General features: G+C 65.0%; 16 protein-coding genes and 1 riboswitch. Of the genes, 7 read left to right on the forward strand and 9 right to left on the reverse strand.

Annotated elements, in window-relative coordinates:
- Nucleotides 1-286: 286 nt before the first annotated feature.
- Both FBZ93_RS21095 and FBZ93_RS21100 read left to right on the forward strand, forming a co-directional pair.
- Nucleotides 287-589 (forward strand): hypothetical protein, encoded by a 303-nt coding sequence (locus FBZ93_RS21095; RefSeq protein ID WP_146988077.1) that lies wholly within the window; start codon nucleotides 287-289, stop codon nucleotides 587-589.
- 103 nt (nucleotides 590-692) lie between these two features.
- Nucleotides 693-923, forward strand: coding sequence for a hypothetical protein (locus tag FBZ93_RS21100; RefSeq protein WP_146988079.1), 231 nt, complete (start codon nucleotides 693-695; stop codon nucleotides 921-923).
- Nucleotides 924-970: 47 nt separating this feature from the next.
- On the opposite strand, the gene FBZ93_RS21105 is transcribed toward FBZ93_RS21100, so the two are convergent.
- Together FBZ93_RS21105 and FBZ93_RS21110 are read right to left on the reverse strand one after the other, a co-directional pair.
- Entirely contained in the window at nucleotides 971-1177 is a 207-nt protein-coding gene (locus FBZ93_RS21105; protein ID WP_146988161.1) for a hypothetical protein, read from the reverse strand.
- Between the two features lie 1668 nt (nucleotides 1178-2845).
- Nucleotides 2846-3073, reverse strand: coding sequence for a hypothetical protein (locus FBZ93_RS21110; RefSeq protein ID WP_246667570.1), 228 nt, complete (start codon nucleotides 3071-3073; stop codon nucleotides 2846-2848).
- A gap of 570 nt (nucleotides 3074-3643) precedes the next feature.
- Here FBZ93_RS21110 and recA point away from each other — a divergent pair.
- Together recA and FBZ93_RS21120 are read left to right on the forward strand one after the other, a co-directional pair.
- Nucleotides 3644-4732 carry a recombinase RecA gene (gene recA / locus FBZ93_RS21115; protein ID WP_146988083.1) on the forward strand — a complete coding sequence of 363 codons (1089 nt, stop codon included), beginning with the start codon at nucleotides 3644-3646 and terminating at the stop codon, nucleotides 4730-4732.
- Between the two features lie 143 nt (nucleotides 4733-4875).
- Complete coding sequence (locus FBZ93_RS21120; protein ID WP_146988084.1) at nucleotides 4876-5862, forward strand: hypothetical protein; 987 nt, start codon at nucleotides 4876-4878, stop codon at nucleotides 5860-5862.
- Between the two features lie 37 nt (nucleotides 5863-5899).
- Here FBZ93_RS21120 and FBZ93_RS21125 read toward each other — a convergent pair whose 3' ends face one another.
- The 4 genes from FBZ93_RS21125 to gcvT all read right to left on the reverse strand — a co-directional run bounded on the left by FBZ93_RS21125 (nucleotide 5900) and on the right by gcvT (nucleotide 10920).
- The gene (locus tag FBZ93_RS21125; protein ID WP_146988086.1) at nucleotides 5900-6331 is read right to left on the reverse strand and encodes an acyl-CoA thioesterase; all 432 of its coding nucleotides are present in this window, start codon (nucleotides 6329-6331) and stop codon (nucleotides 5900-5902) included.
- 173 nt (nucleotides 6332-6504) lie between these two features.
- A complete protein-coding gene (gene gcvP / locus FBZ93_RS21130; protein ID WP_146988088.1) occupies nucleotides 6505-9378 on the reverse strand; it encodes an aminomethyl-transferring glycine dehydrogenase in 2874 nt (957 codons plus the stop codon).
- Between the two features lie 10 nt (nucleotides 9379-9388).
- On the reverse strand, nucleotides 9389-9754 hold the full coding sequence (gene gcvH / locus FBZ93_RS21135) for a glycine cleavage system protein GcvH (RefSeq protein WP_146988090.1): 366 nt from the start codon (nucleotides 9752-9754) through the stop codon (nucleotides 9389-9391).
- 20 nt (nucleotides 9755-9774) lie between these two features.
- Nucleotides 9775-10920, reverse strand: a complete 1146-nt coding sequence (gcvT, locus tag FBZ93_RS21140) for a glycine cleavage system aminomethyltransferase GcvT (RefSeq protein ID WP_167529135.1) — start codon at nucleotides 10918-10920, stop codon at nucleotides 9775-9777.
- Between the two features lie 142 nt (nucleotides 10921-11062).
- Nucleotides 11063-11154, reverse strand: a riboswitch (glycine riboswitch).
- Between the two features lie 202 nt (nucleotides 11155-11356).
- Here gcvT and alaS point away from each other — a divergent pair.
- Both alaS and FBZ93_RS21150 read left to right on the forward strand, forming a co-directional pair.
- Nucleotides 11357-14029, forward strand: a complete 2673-nt coding sequence (gene alaS / locus FBZ93_RS21145) for an alanine--tRNA ligase (RefSeq protein WP_167529136.1) — start codon at nucleotides 11357-11359, stop codon at nucleotides 14027-14029.
- 11 nt (nucleotides 14030-14040) lie between these two features.
- A complete protein-coding gene (locus FBZ93_RS21150; RefSeq protein WP_146988095.1) occupies nucleotides 14041-15291 on the forward strand; it encodes a cyclic nucleotide-gated ion channel in 1251 nt (416 codons plus the stop codon).
- Nucleotide 15292: 1 nt separating this feature from the next.
- Here the strand turns inward: FBZ93_RS21150 and FBZ93_RS21155 are convergent, their stop codons facing one another.
- The 3 genes from FBZ93_RS21155 to FBZ93_RS21165 all read right to left on the reverse strand — a co-directional run bounded on the left by FBZ93_RS21155 (nucleotide 15293) and on the right by FBZ93_RS21165 (nucleotide 18969).
- On the reverse strand, nucleotides 15293-15793 hold the full coding sequence (locus FBZ93_RS21155; protein WP_167529137.1) for a DUF3455 domain-containing protein: 501 nt from the start codon (nucleotides 15791-15793) through the stop codon (nucleotides 15293-15295).
- 37 nt (nucleotides 15794-15830) lie between these two features.
- Nucleotides 15831-17045 (reverse strand): NADP-dependent isocitrate dehydrogenase, encoded by a 1215-nt coding sequence (locus FBZ93_RS21160; RefSeq protein ID WP_146988099.1) that lies wholly within the window; start codon nucleotides 17043-17045, stop codon nucleotides 15831-15833.
- Nucleotides 17046-17241: 196 nt separating this feature from the next.
- On the reverse strand, nucleotides 17242-18969 hold the full coding sequence (locus FBZ93_RS21165; protein ID WP_246667571.1) for an alpha/beta hydrolase family protein: 1728 nt from the start codon (nucleotides 18967-18969) through the stop codon (nucleotides 17242-17244).
- Nucleotides 18970-19325: 356 nt separating this feature from the next.
- On the opposite strand from FBZ93_RS21165, the gene FBZ93_RS21170 reads away from it, so the two are divergent.
- Nucleotides 19326-20525 (forward strand): TrmJ/YjtD family RNA methyltransferase, encoded by a 1200-nt coding sequence (locus FBZ93_RS21170; protein WP_146988100.1) that lies wholly within the window; start codon nucleotides 19326-19328, stop codon nucleotides 20523-20525.
- Nucleotides 20526-20651: the final 126 nt, after the last annotated feature.

Genomic DNA, 20651 nt, shown 5'->3' on the forward strand with positions numbered 1-20651 from the left:
CGCGCTGCAAGCGCCGTGCCCGGCTTGAAAATGCCCCAGTTTCGGCGCCCAATTGCCCTTCGTCAGCGTTGGGGGCGTACATGTTCCGCAGGTTGGTATTGCTGGGCGGCGTGATCGCGATCGGGCTTGCGCTTGGTGGGTGCACGCGATGCGGTCCGATCTGGGACGACTGGATGCAGTCGCCGAAATCCTGCAAATCAGACCATCTCTAGGGCAGGGACGGACGCGCTTGGCGACCGCTTTCTTGCGGTGATATACCGCTGACGAAAATGCAGGGAGCGTTGTGATGAGAGTTTTGTGCGCAGTTGCGGTCGCGGTGCTGCTGTCGGCGCCGGCCTATGCGCAAATGCCGAACGTCAATCTGATGCCAGAGGTCAAGACCAAGACCCAGGACGAGAAGGATCGGGACGCGGTCAACGACCGGGCCTACAAGGACTCGCTGAGCAAGATTCCGGATGCCAAGGGATCGTCCGACCCCTGGGGCGCGGTGCGCAGCGATGCGCCGAAGGCGGCGGCCCATCCCGCCAAGCCGAAGACCAAGACCGGAAGCTCCGCGCAGCCCGCAGGCTCCGCGCAGCGCAGCCAATAAGCCCAGCCCCGTTCGGGCCTGCTTCGCCGGCTCCCGCAGACTCGGATTCTCCCCGCGTCGCCCCTATATTGGGGGCGTCGTCAGTTGGTCCGGAGTTGCGGCAATGGTGTCTCGTCCGCGCGATCTCGCCAGCCGGATGGCCGCGCGGCGCAAGCCGGATGACGGCTATCTGCGCGAGACCTTCAGCCTGCCGCGCGATCAGGCCCGCCTGCGGGCGCGCGCCTTTCTCAAGCGCTATCCGAAGGCCGCCTATATGAGCGCGGTCGAGAGCTGGCGTGAGCTGCCCGGCGGCGATATCGAGTTCACGATGCGGCGGCTGGCCAGCGCGGACTGAAGCGCGCGCCTGTTGGCCGGCGCAGCGGAGCCAATCCGACCGGCGCCTCAATCCTGATCGCTGTGCCCGCGGGGCCGTCCCAGCCCGAGATTGTTCAGCTCGCGGTCGATCCGCAACTGCACGCGGCGGATCGCCAGCAGGTCGAGCTTTGCTTCGGTCTTGCCGGTGTAGACCCGATCGCCGATCTGGAAACGCCATTTCCAGACGCCGGCCGTGACCTGCGTGACGCTGAATTCGACGCCCTTGTGAATCATCTGGAACGGTTCCGCGGAGGAATGGCGGTCGTCGATATTTAAACTATAGGTTGTAACAATGATTGACACCCGTAAAACGATGTTGTGAACTGCGGCACCCGTCCGGGCGTCGGTGTGGATCCCGACGTGGATCCATCCGCCGGCACGCCATGTCTCGCCACGCGAAATCTGGCGTTGGCGCTGGCGAGCCAATGTTACGAACACTGGCGGAACCCGAGTCTTCCCGTGAAGGCTACGTAGTTTTTTTGGGGGTCAGGAGGGGTACCAAGGTAGTATGCAGATTGTGCCAATCGCACGCTGCTGTCGCCAAATTTGCCGGTAACTCGTTGATTATCCGGAGCACTTGGGATGCGGGCGGATCCGCCTGCTCGCGGAACTTTGTTCTAGCCCGGAGAACTACGGATCGCACCTGGCCGCGGCCCAAACGGTCCGAGAACAGGCCCACGCCGCGTTCCGGGGTGCCGACCTTTTCAGCCGATCGGACGTCCGACAGCACAACGCCGCCCGCTTGAAATAGCTGCGGACGGCGTTGGCCCTAGCCCCAGGAAGGTGAGCAAAATCCTGATGACTGGAAGCCTATACAATTTGTGCCAAAGGACATGTCCCAAATTGGCTATCACGGTGACCAGCCCGAGCGGCTCGGCCTCGGCGCGCAGTAAGAACAGATGTCGTCCCATGGAAAATGATGGGGCTAGAACATTTACTATGCCGCCTCGGTAGTCCTACTGAGAACATCGGCCAGGCCGCGGTTTCCGTTCGCTCCATCCGTTGCGACGGGCGTTCAGCCGGTGCCGTCCCTGTTAGGCACTCGCGGAGGGGAACCAGGACAGGCCGGAATAGGAACCAGCGCATCGCACCCCGGATTATCACCCGTTCGGGTGCTGTTCCTGCCGGGCAGCATCGGGACGACCAAAGTGCAACTCGGCCCCGGTTAGTGCCCACTCGCTGGGGCCGCTTTTAGCGCCTCCGATCCGGAAGACCGCGCCAATCCGCGGCGGCTGCGGGCATGGCGTTTGGCCAGCCTGGCCAGGCACTTCGCGGTTCAAACTCGCGGGCAGCCAGAGAACTGCGAACAGATTGGGCACCATCGAAATCTATATGCCCAAAACCGTGCATAATCCCCCGCGTATGTGGCACAGGCTGGAATTAGGACACTTGTCAAAGTGAGGTAATCCGGGATGGACCATTACGGTTGCCAGCACTCCCGATACAATGTGATTGCGCTCACAGTGAGCGCTAGTGGGACGACTCCGGCCGCCATCTAGCCCCTGCGAGCGCGCCGGGGCCGTCTCGATTGGCGAGACGTAGGGCACCCTAGCTGACTTACATATCCTAATGCGGTCATGCCCTGCCGGGTACAGACTGTGTGGATGTTCAGATCAGATCACCATTTGGACGCAGTGGACTACGGCTTCCTCGGCTTTGCCGGGGCGTCGTTCATTGCGCTCATCGTCAGTGTGAGCTGGCTTCTGATCGGATGACGATCCACCTTGAACTACTTCGGCCCCAGCTTGTGCCCACTCTCTGGGGCCGTTTCTTTGAGCCAAGATACGAGCGTGGGGCCGGTCAAGACGAAGACGTATTGTTCGCTATCCAGGTTGCGTCGCTTCTCGCGTCAATCACCGCTGCAGCAGGCTCGTTGGTGATGCTAAACCGGCCCGACCCTCGCTAGCGTCGAGTTAGCATCGGCTCAATGTATGCGTTGACGGTTTCGGCGAGCTCGCGCCGGTCTCCAATCACGGCATCGCGCTGTTTCAGAACGTCGTCCTGAATTAAGCGAAGCCCGCTCCGCCGGGCGGCCCCCGGCGTCACCTCCAGATATTCGGTGATTGCGCACTCAGCTAGCGGAATGCCGTTCACGTCACCCTTGGCGATCAAGCGGCGCAGAATTCCCAAGCAGGCTTCCAAGTGGGGGCATCCCCGAAATATGGAGCCAGATTCGAGGGGCTGTCACTGGGGTTGTAGCCGGACAACTCCGAGCGCACCCGGAATTTTAAACGGCCCCAAATGGGGGCCGCCAACCCGTCCCGGAGGCGGGTTTTCCTCCAGCAGTCGGGGGGCTACCTAGCTGGCTGGGGGCGAGTAAGAAAACGCGCCACAGTGTCGATTGTTCCCGCATAGGAACTGATCGCCACCCACAAGAGCATTTTGGCACAAACTGCATATTGAATCTTATAGCTGCATAAGAGCCGAGGATGGGAAGAACATCCCGTGACCGCCGTTCGGTAGTCCTACCGAGAATCGCGGTTAAGTCATGGTTTCCGTTCGCTTAATCCGAACTAGGACACTTCAAAAATCAACTTGGGACACGGGGGCTTAAATACCGACAGCGCCTAACTCCTCAAAAGAACATATTGCGAACACGGAACAAACGTGGTACGAGATTCCTATCAACAACGCATTCCGCCTGATCTCACCCGCCGTTTGTCCCGCTAGCGAATCCTCGCCATAAGGAGCACATCCCAAATGTCCGCCACTGCACTGCGTATCGTCGAAGGATCCTCCATGGACAAGTCCAAGGCCCTCTCAGCCGCGCTCTCCCAGATCGAGCGCCAGTTCGGCAAGGGCTCGGTGATGAAGCTCGGCAAGAACGACCGTTCGATGGATGTCGAGACGGTGTCGTCGGGATCGCTCGGGCTCGACATCGCGCTCGGCGTCGGCGGCCTGCCGAAGGGGCGCATCGTCGAGATCTACGGGCCGGAATCATCGGGCAAGACCACGCTGGCGCTGCACACGGTGGCGGAGGGCCAGAAGAAGGGCGGCATCTGCGCCTTCATCGACGCCGAACATGCGCTCGATCCGGTCTATGCGCGCAAGCTCGGCGTCAATATCGACGAGCTCCTGATCTCGCAGCCGGACACCGGCGAGCAGGCGCTGGAAATTTGCGACACGCTGGTGCGCTCCGGCGCGGTCGACGTGCTGGTGGTCGATTCGGTCGCGGCGCTGGTGCCGAAGGCCGAGCTCGAGGGCGAGATGGGCGATGCGCTGCCGGGCCTGCAGGCGCGCCTGATGAGCCAGGCGCTGCGCAAGCTCACCGCCTCGATCAACAAGTCGAACACGATGGTGATCTTCATCAATCAGATCCGCATGAAGATCGGCGTGATGTACGGTTCGCCGGAAACCACCACCGGCGGCAATGCGCTGAAGTTCTATGCCTCGGTCCGTCTGGACATCCGCCGCATCGGCGCGATCAAGGAGCGCGACGAGGTGGTCGGCAACACCACCCGCGTCAAGGTGGTGAAGAACAAGCTGGCGCCGCCCTTCAAGCAGGTCGAGTTCGACATCATGTACGGCGAGGGTGTCTCCAAGATGGGCGAGATCCTCGACCTCGGCGTCAAGGCCGGTCTCGTCGAGAAGTCGGGTGCCTGGTTCTCCTATGACAGCCAGCGGCTCGGTCAGGGCCGCGAGAATTCGAAGGCGTTCCTGCGCGCCAACCCCGACATCACCACCAAGATCGAAGCCGCAATCCGGCAGAACTCCGGCCTGATCTCCGAGCAGATCCTCGCCGGCGCGCCCGAGCGCGACGCCGACGGCGAGGAGCCGACGGAGGAGTAAGGCTCAATCATTTTGCTGCAAGCGGGCGCTGAGGACGTTGAGTTGCCGACGTCATCGGCGCCCGTTTTGTTTTCTCGCGTCGGTGAAGCTGTGGTTCTCATGTCGCGGTGCTGACGTGCCATCGCGCGTAGCCGGAGAGCATCGTGACGAGCCTGATTCTTGCGACCAGTGATCTCGCGAGCTATCGCCTGAGGCAGGCGGGCAGGGCTGATATCGTCGTCGGCTTGAGGCCGCGCTTCGTTTGGGGGCAAATGCCCTCGTCGGCCGAGCTTACGCGCTTGCTGGCGCCACGCTCCGCCAGCCATGCCGATTTCGACACCCACTGGCTCGACTTCGCGAGTGCAAGATGGCTGGGCTCCATCGGCAATGACGTCGGTCTTGTCGAACTGTGCGAGCATTGCGAAGACATCGAGCTATGGGCTGATCCGCAGCCGAATGATCAGCTGGTCCTGTTCTGGTTGCTCGACGTGCTCCGGCCGCACCGGCACATCGTCTCGAAGCTTAGTCTGGTTCAGACCGATGTCGAGATTGCCAGGTACCGAGGCGAGAGCTCGGCGAAATGGCGATTGCCTGCACTTACGGTAGCCGACGATCGGCTGGAGTTGGCCAGTCGCGCCTGGAACGCCTATCGCGCTCCGACTCCCGAGCCTTGTTTCGACCTTCTCATGCAGGATCTGTCCGCTATTCCGCGGCTCCGGGCGGCGCTCATCGCGCTGCTTGAGGAGCTTCCCGGGTGTGATACCGGCCTCGGTGCGACCGAGTTGCGGATGCTGGATCTCGTCTCCGAGGGCGAGACAAGACCGCGGAATCTTTCAAGCGAGCTGCACAGGGAGCGCGGCGTGTTCGACCTTGAGGAAGCAGAGTTGGTGCTCGATCGGCTGGCTTACTGCCAGACGCCGGTCATCTCGGGCTTTCCCGCAGAAATGGAAGGGCCCGGCGATGCGAAGGCCCGGCAGGAGCGTCTTCTGCACAGTCGCCTGTCAACGACCGATTTCGGCGAAGAGGTGCTCGAACACAGGCTCGACTTCAGCCAGTACGACCCGATCCATCGATGGTGGGGCGGCACGGAGTTGACCAATGACCGGCTGTGGCGTTGGGACACCGAGAGCCGCGCCCTGATCGCGCCGTAAGGCCTGTTCGCGGGATGCCAGCAGGCGTCGCTCCTCCCTAGGCCAGCGCCTTTTCCCGGCTCGCGATCAGCGCCCGCATGTCGTCCGTCACGGCGACTGATTGATGGGTTGTCTGGTCGGTCGCGACCCAGATGATCTCGCCGGTGGCGCGGAGATCGTCGGAGCCCTTGGCGAAGATCGCGAGCGCAAGATTGATCGAGGAGCGGCCGATCCGTGCGACGCGGACGCAGACCTCGATGTCCTCGTCGAACCGGATCGGCGCCTTGTACTCGACCACCGACTTCACGGTGTGGAAGTCGATCCCGGTGCGCGCCACCTCGCCGAGATAGTCGTAGCCGAGCGCGCGGAAATACTCTGTGATCGCGGTGTCGAAATAGGTCAGGTAGTGGGCGTTGAACACCACGGCCTGCGCATCGACCTCGGAATAGCGGACGCGGAACGGGAAGTGAAACCAGAACTCCTCGCGCATGTTTCCTCCTGCCGCGGCGCTGGCCAGTCCGTCATTCCGGGGCGCGACGAAGTCGCGAACCCGGAATCCAGAAGTCGTGGGTCGAGATTCCGGGTTCTCGCTTCGCGAGCCCCGGAATGACACCGAGTGAATCAGGCGTCAGAGACGCAACGCCACATAGCTGCAGTAGCTCCTTACTCCGCCGCCTGCGCGTAATCCTCGACCGGCGGACACGAGCACACCAGGTTGCGGTCGCCGTAGACATTGTCGACGCGGCCGACCGGGCTCCAGTATTTGTCGGACCGTGACACGCCCGCGGGGAAGCAGCCCTCGGCGCGGGTGTAGGCCCGGTCCCACACATCGTCGGCGATGTCGTGCACGGTGTGCGGGGCGTGGCGCAGCGGCGACGCCTCGACCTTCCAGCGGCCCTTCTCGACGTCTGCGATCTCGCCCCGGATCGCGATCATGGCGTCGCAGAAGCGGTCGATCTCGAACTTCGATTCCGATTCCGTCGGCTCGATCATCAGCGTGCCCGCCACCGGGAAGCTCATCGTCGGTGCGTGGAAGCCGTAGTCGATCAGCCGCTTGGCGATGTCGTCCACGGTGACGCCGCTGGTCGTCTTCAGCGCCCGCGGGTCGACGATGCATTCATGCGCGACACGGCCGCGCTCGTTGCGGTACAGCACCGGGAAGTGCGGCTGCAGCCGTGCGGCAATGTAGTTCGCGTTGAGGATCGCAATCTCGGTGGCGCGCGTCAGGCCTTCGCCGCCCATCATCAGGATGTAGATGTAGGAGATGGTCAGAATCGACGCCGAGCCGAACGGCGCGGCCGACACCGGGCCGATGGCGTGTGCCGTCGCACCGTCGGTTGCGGGATGGCCGGGCAAATAGGGCGCAAGATGCGCCTTCACGCCGATCGGGCCCATGCCGGGGCCGCCGCCGCCATGCGGAATGCAGAAGGTCTTGTGCAGGTTGAGATGGCTGACATCGGCGCCGTAATCGCCGGGCCGCGAGAGCCCGACCTGCGCATTCATGTTGGCGCCGTCGAGGTAGACCTGTCCGCCATGCGCATGCACGATGTCGCAGATCTCGCTGATATGCTCCTCGAACACGCCGTGGGTCGACGGATAGGTGATCATGACGGCGGCGAGGTTGGCTGAATGCTTCTCCGCCTTGGCGCGGAGGTCATTCACGTCGACGTCGCCGCGCGCATCGCACGCGACCACCACAACGTCCATGCCGACCATCGCGGCCGACGCCGGATTGGTGCCGTGCGCGGAGGAGGGGATCAGGCACACCTTACGGTGCGGCTCGCCGCGCGCAAGATGATAGCCCCGGATCGCCAGCAGCCCGGCATATTCGCCCTGCGCGCCGGAGTTCGGCTGCAGCGACACCGCGTCATAGCCGGTGATGTCGCACAGCCACTGCTCCAGCCGCTTGAACAGCGCGTGATAACCCTTGGCCTGATCGGTGGGCGCGAACGGATGCAGATTGCCGAACGCCGGCCAGGTCAGCGGGATCATCTCGGTGGTGGCGTTGAGCTTCATGGTGCAGGAGCCGAGCGGGATCATCGCGCGGTCGAGCGCAAGGTCGCGATCTGAGAGCTTGCGCATGTAGCGCAGCAACTCGGTCTCCGAGCGGTGCGTGTTGAACACCGGGTGGGTGAGGAAGGTGCTAGAGCGCCGCAGCTCCTTCGGCAGCGTCTCGCTTGCGCTACCCTCGATCTCGGCAAAGCTCAGCTTGCCGCCGAACACGCGCCAGACCGCCTCGACCGTCTCAGGCGTCGTGGTCTCGTCGAGCGCGATGCCGAGCGTGGTCGCGCCGATGCGCAGATTGATCCGCTCCGCCTGCGCACGGGAGACGATCTCGATCTGCTTGGCACCGACCTCGACCGTCACGGTGTCGAAGAACGCCTCGCTGGTCGGCGCGAAGCCGAGCTTGCGCAGGCCGGCAGCGAGCACGGTGGCACGGCGATGCACGCCGCGCGCGATATGGGTCAGGCCCTCCGGACCATGATAGACCGCATACATCGAGGCGATCACGGCGAGCAGCACCTGCGCGGTGCAGATGTTCGAGGTCGCCTTCTCGCGGCGGATATGCTGCTCGCGGGTTTGCAGCGCGAGGCGATAGGCGGGTGCCCCGCGCGAATCCACCGAGAGGCCGACGATGCGGCCGGGCAGCGAGCGTTTCAGCGTGTCGCGCACCGCCATGTAGGCGGCGTGCGGTCCGCCATAGCCCATCGGCACGCCGAACCGCTGCGCCGAGCCGATCGCGATGTCTGCGCCGAGCTCGCCGGGCGAGGTCAGCAGCGCCAGCGACAGCAGGTCCGCGGCGACGATCGCAAGCGCACCCTTGGCGCGCAGCGATGCGATCGCCGGCCGGAGGTCGCGCACCGCACCCGTGGTGCCGGGATATTGCAAGAGCGCGCCGAGCACGTCGGCCTTGTCGAGCTCGGTGAGGGGATCGCCGACGAGCAGCGCCCAGCCCAGCGGGGCCGCGCGTGTGCGCATCACGGCCAGCGTCTGCGGATGCACCTCCTTGTCGACGAAGAACACCTTCGCCTTGACCTGCGAGTGGCGCTCGGCGAGCGCCATTGCTTCGGCGGCCGCGGTCGCTTCGTCGAGCAGCGAGGCGTTGGCGACGTCGAGCCCGGTGAGGTCGCAGATCATGGTCTGGAAGTTGAACAAAGCTTCCAGCCGGCCCTGACTGATCTCAGGCTGGTACGGCGTGTACGCGGTGTACCAGGCCGGGTTCTCCAGGATGTTGCGCTGGATCACCGCGGGCAGGATGGTGCCGGAATAGCCCTGGCCGATCAGCGAGGTGAACACCTGGTTCTGCGCCGCGAGCTCGCTCATATGCGTGAGCGCCTCGGTCTCGCTCAGCGCGCGGCCGAGATCGAGCGGCGCCTTCTGGCGGATCGACGCCGGCAGCGTCTCACCCATCAGCGCCTGCAGGCTCGCAGCGCCGACCGTGTCGAGCATCGCGTTGATGTCGCGCGGTGACGGTCCGATGTGTCGGCGGACGAAATCGGTGGCGGCTTCGTTGATCGGCTTGAAGGGCGCGTTCATGGCATCATCCTCAGGCGGTGTGCGCGGCGTAGGCGGCCTCGTCCATCAGGCCGCCGAGCTCGCCCTTGTCGGCAATCCTGAGCTTGAAGAACCAGGCCTTGCCGCCGGCATCCGAATTGACCAGCGCGGGTTCGGCGGCGAGCGCCTCGTTGACCTCGATCACCTCGCCGGTGATCGGCGCGTAGACGTCGGAGGCGGCCTTGACGGATTCGACCACGGCAGCGGCCTCGGCCTTCTTGAGGCTGCGGCCGACCTTGGGCAGCTCGACGAACACGACGTCGCCGAGCTGCGACTGCGCATAGTCGGTGATCCCGATCGTGGCGACGTCGCCCTCGATGCGGAGCCATTCGTGGTCGGACGTGTACAGCGTCGTCATGGGGATCGATCCTTTGGCGTTTAGCGTTTGTAGGTATTGGGGACGAAGGGCGTGGCGGCGACCTTCAGCGGCAGCCGCTGGCCGCGCACCTCGGCGAAAACGGTGGTGCCGACGGCGGAAAGAGCGGTCGGCAGATAGCCCATCGCAACCGGCGCATTGAGGCTCGGGCCGAAGCCGCCCGAGGTCACCTTGCCGATCTGCTCGGACGAGGCGGCATCGGCGAACAGCAAGGCGCCTTCGCGCACCGGCGCGCGGCCGTCGGGCCTGAGGCCGACGCGGCGGCGCGATGCGCCTTGCGCGAACTGGCTAAGGATCTTGTCGGCGCCCGGAAAACCGCCGGCGCGGGCGCCGCCGCTGCGGCGGACCTTCTGCACCGACCATTCCAGCGCGCCTTCGACCGGCGTCGTCGTGGTGTCGATGTCATGGCCGTAGAGGCAGAGCCCGGCCTCGAGCCGCAGGCTGTCGCGCGCGCCGAGCCCGATCGGGAGTACGTCGGGATTGTCGAGCAGCGCGGCGACCAGGGCTTCGGCCTTGTCGGCCGGCACGGAAATCTCAAAGCCGTCCTCGCCGGTATAGCCGGAGCGGGAGACGAAGCAGTCGATGTCGGCGACGCGCCGCGGGCCGGCGTCCATGAATTTCATCGAACTGACATCTGCACAAAGTTTTGCCAGCGCCGATTCGGCCTTCGGCCCTTGCAGCGCGATCAGCGCGCGGTCGGCCAGCGACACGATCTCGCAGGTGTCGCAGAGGTGCGTGCGCAGATGCGCCTCGTCCTCGGCCTTGCATGCGGCGTTGACCACCAGGAACAGGTGATCGCCGAAATTCGCCACCATCAAATCGTCGAGCAGGCCGCCGTCGTCATTGGTGAATTGCGCGTAGCGCTGCCGTCCCGGCGCGATGCCGACGATGTCCTGCGGCACCAGTTTTTCCAACGCGAGCGCCGCATCGCCGACCTTGCCGGATTTGGCCTTCAGCACGAGCTGGCCCATGTGGGACACGTCGAACAGGCCGGCGTCTTTGCGGGTGTGCAGATGCTCCTTGAGCACGCCCGCCGTGTATTGCACCGGCATGTCGTAGCCGGCGAACGGCACCATCTTGGCGCCGCGCGCCAGATGCAGCGCGTGCAGCGGGGTCTGTTTCAGCGGGGAGTTTTCGTGCGCAAGCATCACAGGGCCCTCGCGGTTCCCGTCGGGGACCCATTTCCCCTTGAGAAACCTGCAGAAAGCCCCATCTGTCGCTGTGCCTGAGAGTATTATCCCGTCGGCGGACGCAATCGGGGGAGAACCCCAGCGCCTCTTTCCAGATGTCAGACGTCACGCGGTCCTTTTGCCTGAGAGTTTCCGGGGCGGTTGCTCCTTCGGCGCCGGCGGTTAAGGCCGGTCTCTCCCGACGTGACGGGTAACAGGTAGGTAGAAAACACGGCGCCACCAAGACTGTCAACGCAGCTGCAACAACTATCCAACGGGGCTTTGTGCTGCCGCGGCAAGCCCATGATCCGCCTGCACAGTTTCTGGACACCGCAGCTGGCAATGTCTAAAAGCGTTCGGCCGGAAAATGACGCCTTTTTGCGGCTGGCCGGCCCCTTTTTCCGATTGGATGAACATGAGCAGCGTCAACGACATCAGGTCGACATTTCTGAACTTCTTCAAGGAGAACGGCCACGAGATCGTGGCGTCGTCGCCGCTGGTGCCGCGCAACGACCCGACCCTGATGTTCACCAATGCCGGCATGGTGCAGTTCAAGAACGTCTTCACCGGCGTCGAGAAGCGCGCCTATCAGCGCGCCACGACGTCGCAGAAATGCGTGCGCGCCGGCGGCAAGCATAACGACCTCGACAATGTCGGCTACACCGCGCGCCATCTCACCTTCTTCGAGATGCTCGGCAACTTCTCGTTCGGCGATTACTTCAAGGAGCGCGCGATCGAGCTCGCCTGGAATCTGATCACCAAGGATTTCGGGCTGAAGAAGGACAAGCTGCTGGTCACCGTCTACCACACCGACGACGAGGCGGCGGGCTACTGGAAGAAGATCGCGGGCTTCTCCGACGACCGCATCATCCGCATCCCGACCTCGGACAATTTCTGGGCGATGGGCGACACCGGCCCGTGCGGTCCGTGCTCGGAGATCTTCATCGATCGCGGCGAGCACATCTGGGGCGGACCTCCGGGCAGCCCGGAGGAGGACGGCGATCGCTTCCTCGAATTCTGGAACCTGGTGTTCATGCAGTACGAGCAGGTGACGAAGGAGGAGCGCGTGGCGCTGCCGCGTCCCTCGATCGACACCGGCATGGGGCTGGAGCGCATGGCCTGCATCCTGCAGGGCGTCGAGAGCGTGTTCGAGACCGATCTGTTCCGGCACCTGATCGAGGCGGCTTCGTCGGCGCTCGGCCATGGACCGAATGCGCAGAACGTCGCGTCGTACCGGGTGATCGCCGACCATCTGCGCTCGTCGGCGTTCCTGATCGCCGACGGCGTGCTGCCGTCGAACGAGGGCCGCGGCTACGTGCTGCGCCGGATCATGCGCCGCGCGATGCGCCATGCGCAGCTCTTGGGCGCGAGCGAGCCGCTGATGCATCGCCTGGTCTGGGCGCTGGTCCGCGAGATGGGCCAGGCCTATCCAGATCTGGTGCGCGCGGAGAAGCTGATCGAGGAGACGCTGCAGCTGGAAGAGACCCGCTTCCGCAAGACGCTGGTGCGGGGACTATCGATCCTCGACGAGAAGAGCGCCGGCCTCAAGAAGGGCGACATGTTCGACGGCGACACCGCGTTCACGCTGTACGACACGTACGGCTTCCCGCTGGACCTGACGCAGGACGCGCTGAAGTCGCGCGGCATCAGTGTCGACCAGGCGGCATTCACCGACGCGATGGAGCGGCAGCGCGAGAAGGCGCGCGCCTCCTGGGCAGGCTCCGGCGAGGCGGCGACCGAGACCATCTGGTTCCCGCTGCGCGAGAAGCTCGGTGCAACCGAATTCCTCGGCTATGAGACCGAGAGCGCGGAAGGCGCGGTGACGGCACTGCTCAAGGACGGCGCCGAGGTCGACAGCCTCAAGGCCGGCGAGAGTGGCGCGATCGTGCTCAACCAGACCCCGTTCTACGCGGAGTCGGGCGGCCAGGTCGGCGACATCGGCGTGCTCACCGGCGAGGGCGTCAAGTTCCGCGTCACCGACATGCAGAAGAAGGCCGGTGATCTGTTCGTGCATGTCGGCACGGTGGAGCAGGGCACGCTGAACGTCGGCACGGCTTTGCAGCTCGAGGTCGACCACGCGCGCCGGTCGGCGATCCGCGCCAACCACTCGGCAACGCATCTGTTGCATGAGGCGCTGCGCCAGGTGCTCGGCGATCACATCGCGCAGCGCGGCTCGCTGGTCGCGCCCGATCGCCTGCGCTTCGATTTCGTGCATCCGAAGCCGATCACGCCGGAAGAGCTCGCCCGGGTCGAGGACATCGCCAACGATGTCGTGCTCGAGAATGACGAGGTGACGACCCGCGTGATGGCTGTCGACGACGCCCGCGAGGCCGGTGCGCGCGCGCTGTTCGGCGAGAAATACGGTGACGAGGTCCGCGTCGTCTCGATGGGCAAGAGCGCCCGCGAGCACGGCCAGAACGCGCTCGGCTGGTCGGTCGAGCTCTGCGGCGGCACTCATGTCCGCCGCACCGGCGACATCGGCCTGATTTCGGTGACCAGCGAAAGCGCGGTCGCGTCCGGCGTGCGTCGCATCGAGGCGCTGACCGGGCGTCACGCGCGCAAGCACGCCAACGACACCATGGCGCTGGCGAAGACCGCGGCGGCCGAGCTGCGCACCACGATCGAGGATGTGCCTTCGCGCATCGCCGCGCTGATGGAGGAGCGCAAGAAGCTGGAGCGCGATCTGTCGGATGCCAGGAAGAAGCTCGCGATGGGCGGCGGTGGAGCATCGAACGGCGCAGCCTCAGCCGTTCGCGAGGTCGGCAACGTCAAGCTGCTGGCGCGCGCGGTCGAAGGCGTCGAGACCAAGGACCTGAAGAGCCTGGTCGATGATGGCAAGAAGCAGATAGGCTCCGGCGTGGTCGCGATCGTCGGCGTCACCGAGGACGGCAAGGCCGGCATCGTGGTCGGCGTCACCGCCGACCTGACCTCGCGCTTCAACGCGGTCGAGCTGGTCCGCAAGGGCTCCGAGGTGCTCGGCGGCAAGGGCGGCGGTGGCCGGCCCGACATGGCGCAGGCCGGTGGGCCCGACGGCGCCAAGGCGGACGCCGCGCTGTCGGCGATTGAGCAGGCAATGGCCGGCGCCTGACGGAGAGGCTGATCGTGGCGACGGCTCCGCTCAAGCCCACGATCAGCGATCCCGGACTGCGCAATCGTCTCTACGAATTGCTCGAGCGCGATGATCTGCCGCATTCGGGCGGCTCGCGGTTTGCCGGGATCATCGTCGCAATCATCGCCGTCGACGTGCTGGCGGCGATCTTCGCCTCGGTACCCGAGATCGACGCGCAGTTCGGATGGCTGCTGACGACCGTCGAGATCGCGGCGGTGGCCGCCTTCGCGCTGGAGTATGCCGCGCGGCTCTGGAGCGTGGTCGGCCATTCCCTGCGCGACATGACGCCATTGCGGGCGCGGCTCGAATACGCGCTTTCGACCCTCGGTCTCATCGATCTGCTGGCTTTCCTGCCGTCGGCCATCGCGCTCGCGATCGGTGACAAGACCGCGCTCGTGCTGTTCGGCATGCTGCCGTTCCTGAAGCTGGTGCGCTATTCGACCGCGATGCGCTCGCTGCTTGCGGCCCTGCATGCCGAGCGGCGTACGCTGTTCGGCTGCGTCGTGATCCTGACCGGCGCGGTGCTGCTGTTCGCCTCGCTGCTCTATGCCATCGAGCACAAGGTGCAGCCGGACAAGTTCGGCACCATGCCGCAGGCAATGTGGTGGGCGATCGTGACGCTCGGCACCGTCGGCTACGGCGACGTCGTGCCGGTGACGCCGCTCGGGCGGATCGTCACCGTGGTTGCGATCGTGGTCGGGTTTGCGATGATCGCGCTGCCGGTTGCGATCATCTCGACCGCGTTCGCCGACGAGGTGCGGCGCCGCGACTTCGTCGTGACCTGGGGCATGCTGGCGCGGGTGCCGCTGTTCTCGCATCTCAACGCCGCCGACATCGCCGACATCATGCGGCTGTTGCGGTCGCAGACCATCGAGGCCGGCGAGGTGCTGGTGCGGCGCGGCGATGCGGCCTCGTCGATGTATTTCATCACCGCCGGCGAGGTCGAGATCGACCTGCCGAGCCAGCGCGTGCGGCTCGCCGACGGCACGTTCTTCGGCGAGATCGCGCTGCTCAGGCGGACCAACCGGTCGGGCACGGTGACGGCGATGCGGAAGACCAAGCTGCTGCTGCTCGATGCGCAGGACTTCCATGCCCTGATCGAGCGCATGCCGGCACTCGCCGCACATGTCCGGGAGACGGCGGAGGCGCGGCTCGCCGATCCGCTCACGGCCGGCGGCGACCTTGCCGCCGCAGAGATCGCCCAAGCGCCGCACGAAACCGATGGCGGTATCCGCGACTAGTCTAGTCGCGGCGCAGGAACACGTAATCCGCCGAATACGCCGCGCCCTTCAGCGCGCCGGCCTTGTCGCAGGTGCCGCTGAGTTCGCCGCCCGAAGTGTTGATCCGCTGCACGGTGGCAACGCTCGAGAGCACGCCATTGCCGCGATGGGAGATCACCTCGAGCTTCAGCCAGGCAATGTCTGCGGGCGTCGCGCCGGGCGCGCTGCCGGCGGTGCGGGCGGTCACGGCGCTGCCGTCGACATGCTCCCAGTTGGGCCCCGCATAGTGCCGGCCGACCGTGCGGCCATTGGCGATCAGGGTAGCGACCGGTTCGCGGAACGACCAGGCCAGCTTGCCGTCGGTGACCGGCTTGCACTCGTAGACCTGGACGCCCTCGGCATGGACCGACAGCACCGGGGACTCGCCCGGTGCCGCGACGGCGTCGGGCAGGGGATCGGCAGCTGATGCCGCCGACCCGGTTAGCAAAAGTGATGCGAGCACGACGGCTCTGATGAGGGCCATGGTCACGCTCGCACCTGTCATTCCAAGACGGCAGCCGTCAGGCCGCCATCGCCTTCACGAGATTGTCGGACACCTTGTCGAGGAATCCGGTGGTCGAGAGCCAGCGCTGGTCGGCGCCGACCAGGAGCGCGAGGTCCTTGGTCATGTAGCCTTCCTCGACGGTCGAGACGCAGACCTTCTCCAGGGTGGTGGCGAACGTCGCCAGTTCCGGATTGTTGTCGAGCTTGGCGCGGTGGGCGAGGCCACGGGTCCAGGCGAAGATCGACGCGATCGAGTTGGTCGAGGTCTCCTTGCCCTTCTGGTGCTCGCGGTAGTGCCGGGTCACGGTGCCGTGGGCGGCTTCGGCTTCCACCGTCTTGCCGTCCGGGGTGAGCAGGACGGAGGTCATCAGGCCGAGCGAGCCGTAGCCCTGGGCCACGGTGTCGGACTGCACGTCGCCGTCATAGTTCTTACAGGCCCAGACATAGCCGCCGGACCATTTCAGCGCCGAGGCCACCATGTCGTCGATCAGGCGGTGCTCGTAGGTCAGGCCCTTGGCCTCGAATTCCTTCTTGAACTCGCGGTCGTAGATGTCCTGGAAGATGTCCTTGAAGCGGCCGTCATAGACCTTGAGGATCGTGTTCTTGGTCGAGAGGTAGACCGGGTAGTTGCGCAGCAGGCCGTAATTGAGCGAGGCGCGGGCGAAATCGATGATGGAGTCGTCGAGATTGTACATCTCCATCGCGACGCCGGCGCCGGGCGCCTTGAACACTTCGCGCTCGATCACGGTGCCGTCCTCGCCGACGAACTTCAGCGACAGCGTGCCCTTGCCGGGGAACTTGATGTCGGTGGCGCGGTACTGGTCGCCATAGGCGTGGCGGCCGATGATGATCGGCTTGGTCCAGCCGGGAACCAGGCGCGGCACGTTCTTGCAGATGATCGGCTCGCGGAAGATCACGCCGCCGAGGATGTTGCGGATGGTGCCGTTCGGCGACTTCCACATCTGCTTCAGGCCGAACTCCTTCACCCGGGCCTCATCGGGGGTGATGGTGGCGCATTTGACGCCGACGCCGACCTTCTTGATGGCTTCGGCGGCGTCGATGGTCACCTGGTCATTGGTTTCATCGCGGTATTCCATGCCCAGATCGAAATAGAGCAGTTCGACATCCAGGAACGGGTTGATCAGCTTGTCCTTGATGTACTGCCAGATGATCCGGGTCATCTCGTCGCCATCGAGCTCGACGACGGGGTTGGATACCTTGATTTTTGCCATGACGGGGAGGCCCTCTTGGGAACGGCGCGCTTTTGACGGCGGGGGGTGGAAAATACGCCTGCGCTATAGCACCGCCCGGGGACGGGCGGAAGCGCACCGGTTATGCACTTTCAGCCCATCTTTTCACCGAGAACCGCCATTCTGACGGCGGCTCTCGGGTCCCTGTCCTGGACCGGTTTTCTTCACCTGACCCCCGCTAGAAAGGCACCTGCGTCGCGGTCCCGGCCACGATGTACCAGGTCACGAACAGGCCCGCGATCAGGGCCCCCGGCAGGCTTGAGCCGGTCCGCCGCCAGGTGAAGGTCGCGATCACGGCCACGATCGCCAGCAGCGGCACGAACTGGATCGCGACAATGGTCGAGAGCGGCACGAAACCGGGGTCCGGCACCGGATTGAACAGCTTCCCCGTGAGCCACATCGTGCCGTATTGCAGCACCAGCAACACGATGAAACCCAACGTCAGCGCCAGCATGTTGGTGAGGTAGAGCGCGCCGCGTGGCGCATCCATGGTCGAGAAATTCCGGTGCAGCACGTGCAGCGCCACGACGAAAAACGCCGTGAACGGAATCAGATAGATCAGGAAGATGAGGAATTGCTTCGCGCTCATCAATTTGAGCGCGACGATCCAGAACCTGAAGTCGATCTTGAAGGCGAGGTCGGCGAGCCAGAGCGCGGCGTAACCCACCGCAACCGAGATCACCGCGATCACGACGGATTGACCGACAAGGCCGGCCCGGCTGGTACGCTTCGGGGCGAACGGCATCAGGGCCAAAGTGATCAGGCCGTTGATGATGGCCCACACCAGGATCTGGTTGGTGATGCCCTGCGGCAGGAATGCGCTCGGGGTGACGAAGGTGCCGCCCAGCGCAAAGGCCGGGTAATAGGTCAGCGCCGGGATGAAGGCGGACAGGATGAGCGCCGTGGTCCAGCGCCGGCCGCTCGCAGCCTGATGCGGCGGCATGGTGCCGTCGGCAACCGCCGGCAGCCGCAGGCGCGAGAACATCTGGGCCTCCAGCAGTCCGTCGAACGTCCCGATCACGAGGGCAATGAAACCGATCAGGGCGATGAGCGTGCCGATCTCCTTGCGGAACCAGATCTGGTCATCGACCGGACGCGGCGTGCCGCCCTTCAGCGTCTTGGCGAACCAGTCGAGGCTGTAGCCGATCGCCTCATGCGAGATGTGCTCGGCCGGATGGGTCATCGCCGGGGTGTAGAGCACCCGCGCGGTGCCATTGGCCGGATCGCCATAGACCTTGCCGGGTTCGACCGCGCCTTGCGTACCGAACAGCGCCCAGAGTTTCGGGCTCGTCGTGACGTCGCCGGCGAGCTGGACGCCCCACATCAGGTCGGGGAATTCCTCGTATTGGGCGAACACCAGCGCGGTGTTGCGCGGCCAGCTCGTGGTGCCCTCGGCGGCGAACGGCTTGCCGGTGGACGAGCCCTCCAGCACCATCGACTTGTAGTCGTTGGGCATCGCAGCGGCGGCCGCCAGCACGGTCCAGCCGCCCATCGAATGGCCCTCGAGCCCGATATTCTCCTTGTCGACGAAGGGCAGGCTGCGGAGATAGGCGAGGCCGTCAGGTCCGCCAAAGCCGTTGGCGAAGGACGGCGGGTCGCTGTAGCCGTGGCCGGTCTGGTCGAGCGCCAACACGACATAGCCGCGGCGGGCAAACTCGATGGCGAAGCCGTCCTGGGTCTCGCGCGAATTGATGTAGCCGTGAACGGCGAGGATGCCAGGTGCCGGGATCTGCGGCGTGGCATTGGCCGGGACATACAGCAGGGCACTCATGGTGTTGCCCTTGGCGCCCTTGAAGCGGACATCCTCGATCCGGATGCCATTAGCAGTCTGCGTGAAGTGGGCGAGCAGGCCCCCCGCCACGATCAAGATCAGGCCCACAATCGCCAGCGTCCATCTGCCCCGCATATCGTCCCCCCCAAAAGTGCTTTGACCCAAAGTGCTTTGAATCAAGTGCCTCGCCGTTCAAGCGGCGTCTCAAGCGTGCCTTTACAGCTTCGCTTTGGTTGTGGTTGATAGCCTATCCGAAGGCCAAGCGCGCGCAAGCGGCAGCCTTCGCCTGGTGCGCCTGGGATTCCGATTGAGGATTCGCAAACGCCGCTAACCCTGTTATCTCCTTGGAGAAAATGGTCCTGCGCAAAAACCGGTGCAAAGCTGGTCGACGGTCGTCGACGCCGGTCTTGGGCCCCCACATGAGATTTTGAATCATCCGCTTCGGAAGCTGATTCAAAATCTTCAGACGTTGAATCAGAAAGTGAAGTGAGATGTCCGGCACCGACAAGACCAAGGCAGGGCACGACCTTGCCGGTCCCGTCGTCATCCTGGTCGAGCCGCAGCTTGGCGAGAACATCGGCATGGCCGCGCGCGCGATGGGCAATTTCGCGCTGAGCCGGATGCGCATCGTCAATCCGCGCGACGGCTGGCCGAACATTGCCGCCCAGCGCGCCGCCGCCGGCGCCGACCACATCATCGGTTCCGTCGAGCTGTTCGACACCGTCGAGCAGGCGATCGCCGACCTCACCCTGGTGTTCGCGACCACCGCCCGCGCCCACGACCAGGCCAAGCCGGTGGTCGGGCCGGAAGGCGCGGCAAGCGAGATCGTCGGCCATGTCGCATCCGGCGGCGGGGCCGGCATCCTGTTCGGGCGGGAGCGCTCCGGCCTGACCAATGAGGAGGTCGCGCTCGCCAACCGCATCATCACCTTCCCGGTCAACCCGGGCTTCGCCTCGCTCAATTTGGCGCAGGCGGTGCTGTTGATGGGCTATGAGTGGTTCAAGCTCTCGACCGCGGGCACGCTCCCGTTCGCGATGCCCGAACGGTCCGAGCCGGCCTCCCAGCACCAGATGCAGGCGTTCTTCGACAACCTCGTCGCCGAGCTCGACAAGGTCGAGTTCCTGCGTCCGGCCGAGAAGCGCGACACCATGCTGGTCAACCTGCGCAACATCTTCACCCGGATGGATCCGACCAAGCAGGACATGCACACGCTGCACGGCGTGGTCATGGCGATCGCCGAGGGCCGCAAGGGCCCCGCCAAGGGCGGTGTGCTCGACGGCGCCCAGGCGACGAGGCTGCGCGCGCTGCTTGCCGAGCAGGGGCAGGGCGGTGCGACCGCCGACAGCAGCAGCACGGTCCGCGGGCTCGCCCGGCTGCTCCGCCGCAACCCGACCGATGCCGAACGGATCCTGTGGCAGGCGCTGACGCGGGACCGCCGCTTCGCCGGCCAGTTCAAGCGCCAGACCCCGGTCGGCCGCCACATCCCAGACTTCGTCTCCTTCGTGCACCGCACCGCGATCGAGCTGGTCAACGCCAACGAGAGCGAGGCCATCGCCGCCGACCGCGCCAAGCGCCGCGCCTGGCTCGAGGCGAGGGACTATCGGGTGGTCGACATCAAGGTGGATGATGTCGAACGCGACCTCGATGGTGAGCTGGCGCGGCTGGAGGCGGGGCTTCAGCAAGGGCGGTGAGGCGTCATGTTCGGTGTCATCACCCGCGCATTGTTTAGACCGGACAGATCACGGACAGGTGTTCGGGGACATAGCTGACACATCACAATTGGCTGGATTGGTCGATTCGGGAGGCCGTCCATGCCG

Origin of the sequence: Bradyrhizobium macuxiense, from assembly GCF_007993935.1 — a bacterium.
GTDB lineage: Bacteria > Pseudomonadota > Alphaproteobacteria > Rhizobiales > Xanthobacteraceae > Bradyrhizobium > Bradyrhizobium macuxiense_A.

Bases quoted from the DNA above. Each gene is read 5' to 3' on its own strand.
- FBZ93_RS21095 (WP_146988077.1), top strand. From the start codon at position 287: ATGAGAGTTTTGTGCGCAGTTGCGGTCGCGGTGCTGCTGTCGGCGCCG.
- FBZ93_RS21100 (WP_146988079.1), top strand. From the start codon at position 693: ATGGTGTCTCGTCCGCGCGATCTCGCCAGCCGGATGGCCGCGCGGCGC.
- FBZ93_RS21105 (WP_146988161.1), bottom strand. From the start codon at position 1,177: ATGATTCACAAGGGCGTCGAATTCAGCGTCACGCAGGTCACGGCCGGC.
- recA (WP_146988083.1), top strand. From the start codon at position 3,644: ATGTCCGCCACTGCACTGCGTATCGTCGAAGGATCCTCCATGGACAAG.
- FBZ93_RS21125 (WP_146988086.1), bottom strand. From the start codon at position 6,331: ATGCGCGAGGAGTTCTGGTTTCACTTCCCGTTCCGCGTCCGCTATTCC.
- gcvP (WP_146988088.1), bottom strand. From the start codon at position 9,378: ATGAACGCGCCCTTCAAGCCGATCAACGAAGCCGCCACCGATTTCGTC.
- gcvH (WP_146988090.1), bottom strand. From the start codon at position 9,754: ATGACGACGCTGTACACGTCCGACCACGAATGGCTCCGCATCGAGGGC.
- gcvT (WP_167529135.1), bottom strand. From the start codon at position 10,920: ATGCTTGCGCACGAAAACTCCCCGCTGAAACAGACCCCGCTGCACGCG.
- alaS (WP_167529136.1), top strand. From the start codon at position 11,357: ATGAGCAGCGTCAACGACATCAGGTCGACATTTCTGAACTTCTTCAAG.
- FBZ93_RS21155 (WP_167529137.1), bottom strand. From the start codon at position 15,793: ATGGCCCTCATCAGAGCCGTCGTGCTCGCATCACTTTTGCTAACCGGG.
- FBZ93_RS21160 (WP_146988099.1), bottom strand. From the start codon at position 17,045: ATGGCAAAAATCAAGGTATCCAACCCCGTCGTCGAGCTCGATGGCGAC.
- FBZ93_RS21165 (WP_246667571.1), bottom strand. From the start codon at position 18,969: ATGCGGGGCAGATGGACGCTGGCGATTGTGGGCCTGATCTTGATCGTG.
- FBZ93_RS21170 (WP_146988100.1), top strand. From the start codon at position 19,326: ATGTCCGGCACCGACAAGACCAAGGCAGGGCACGACCTTGCCGGTCCC.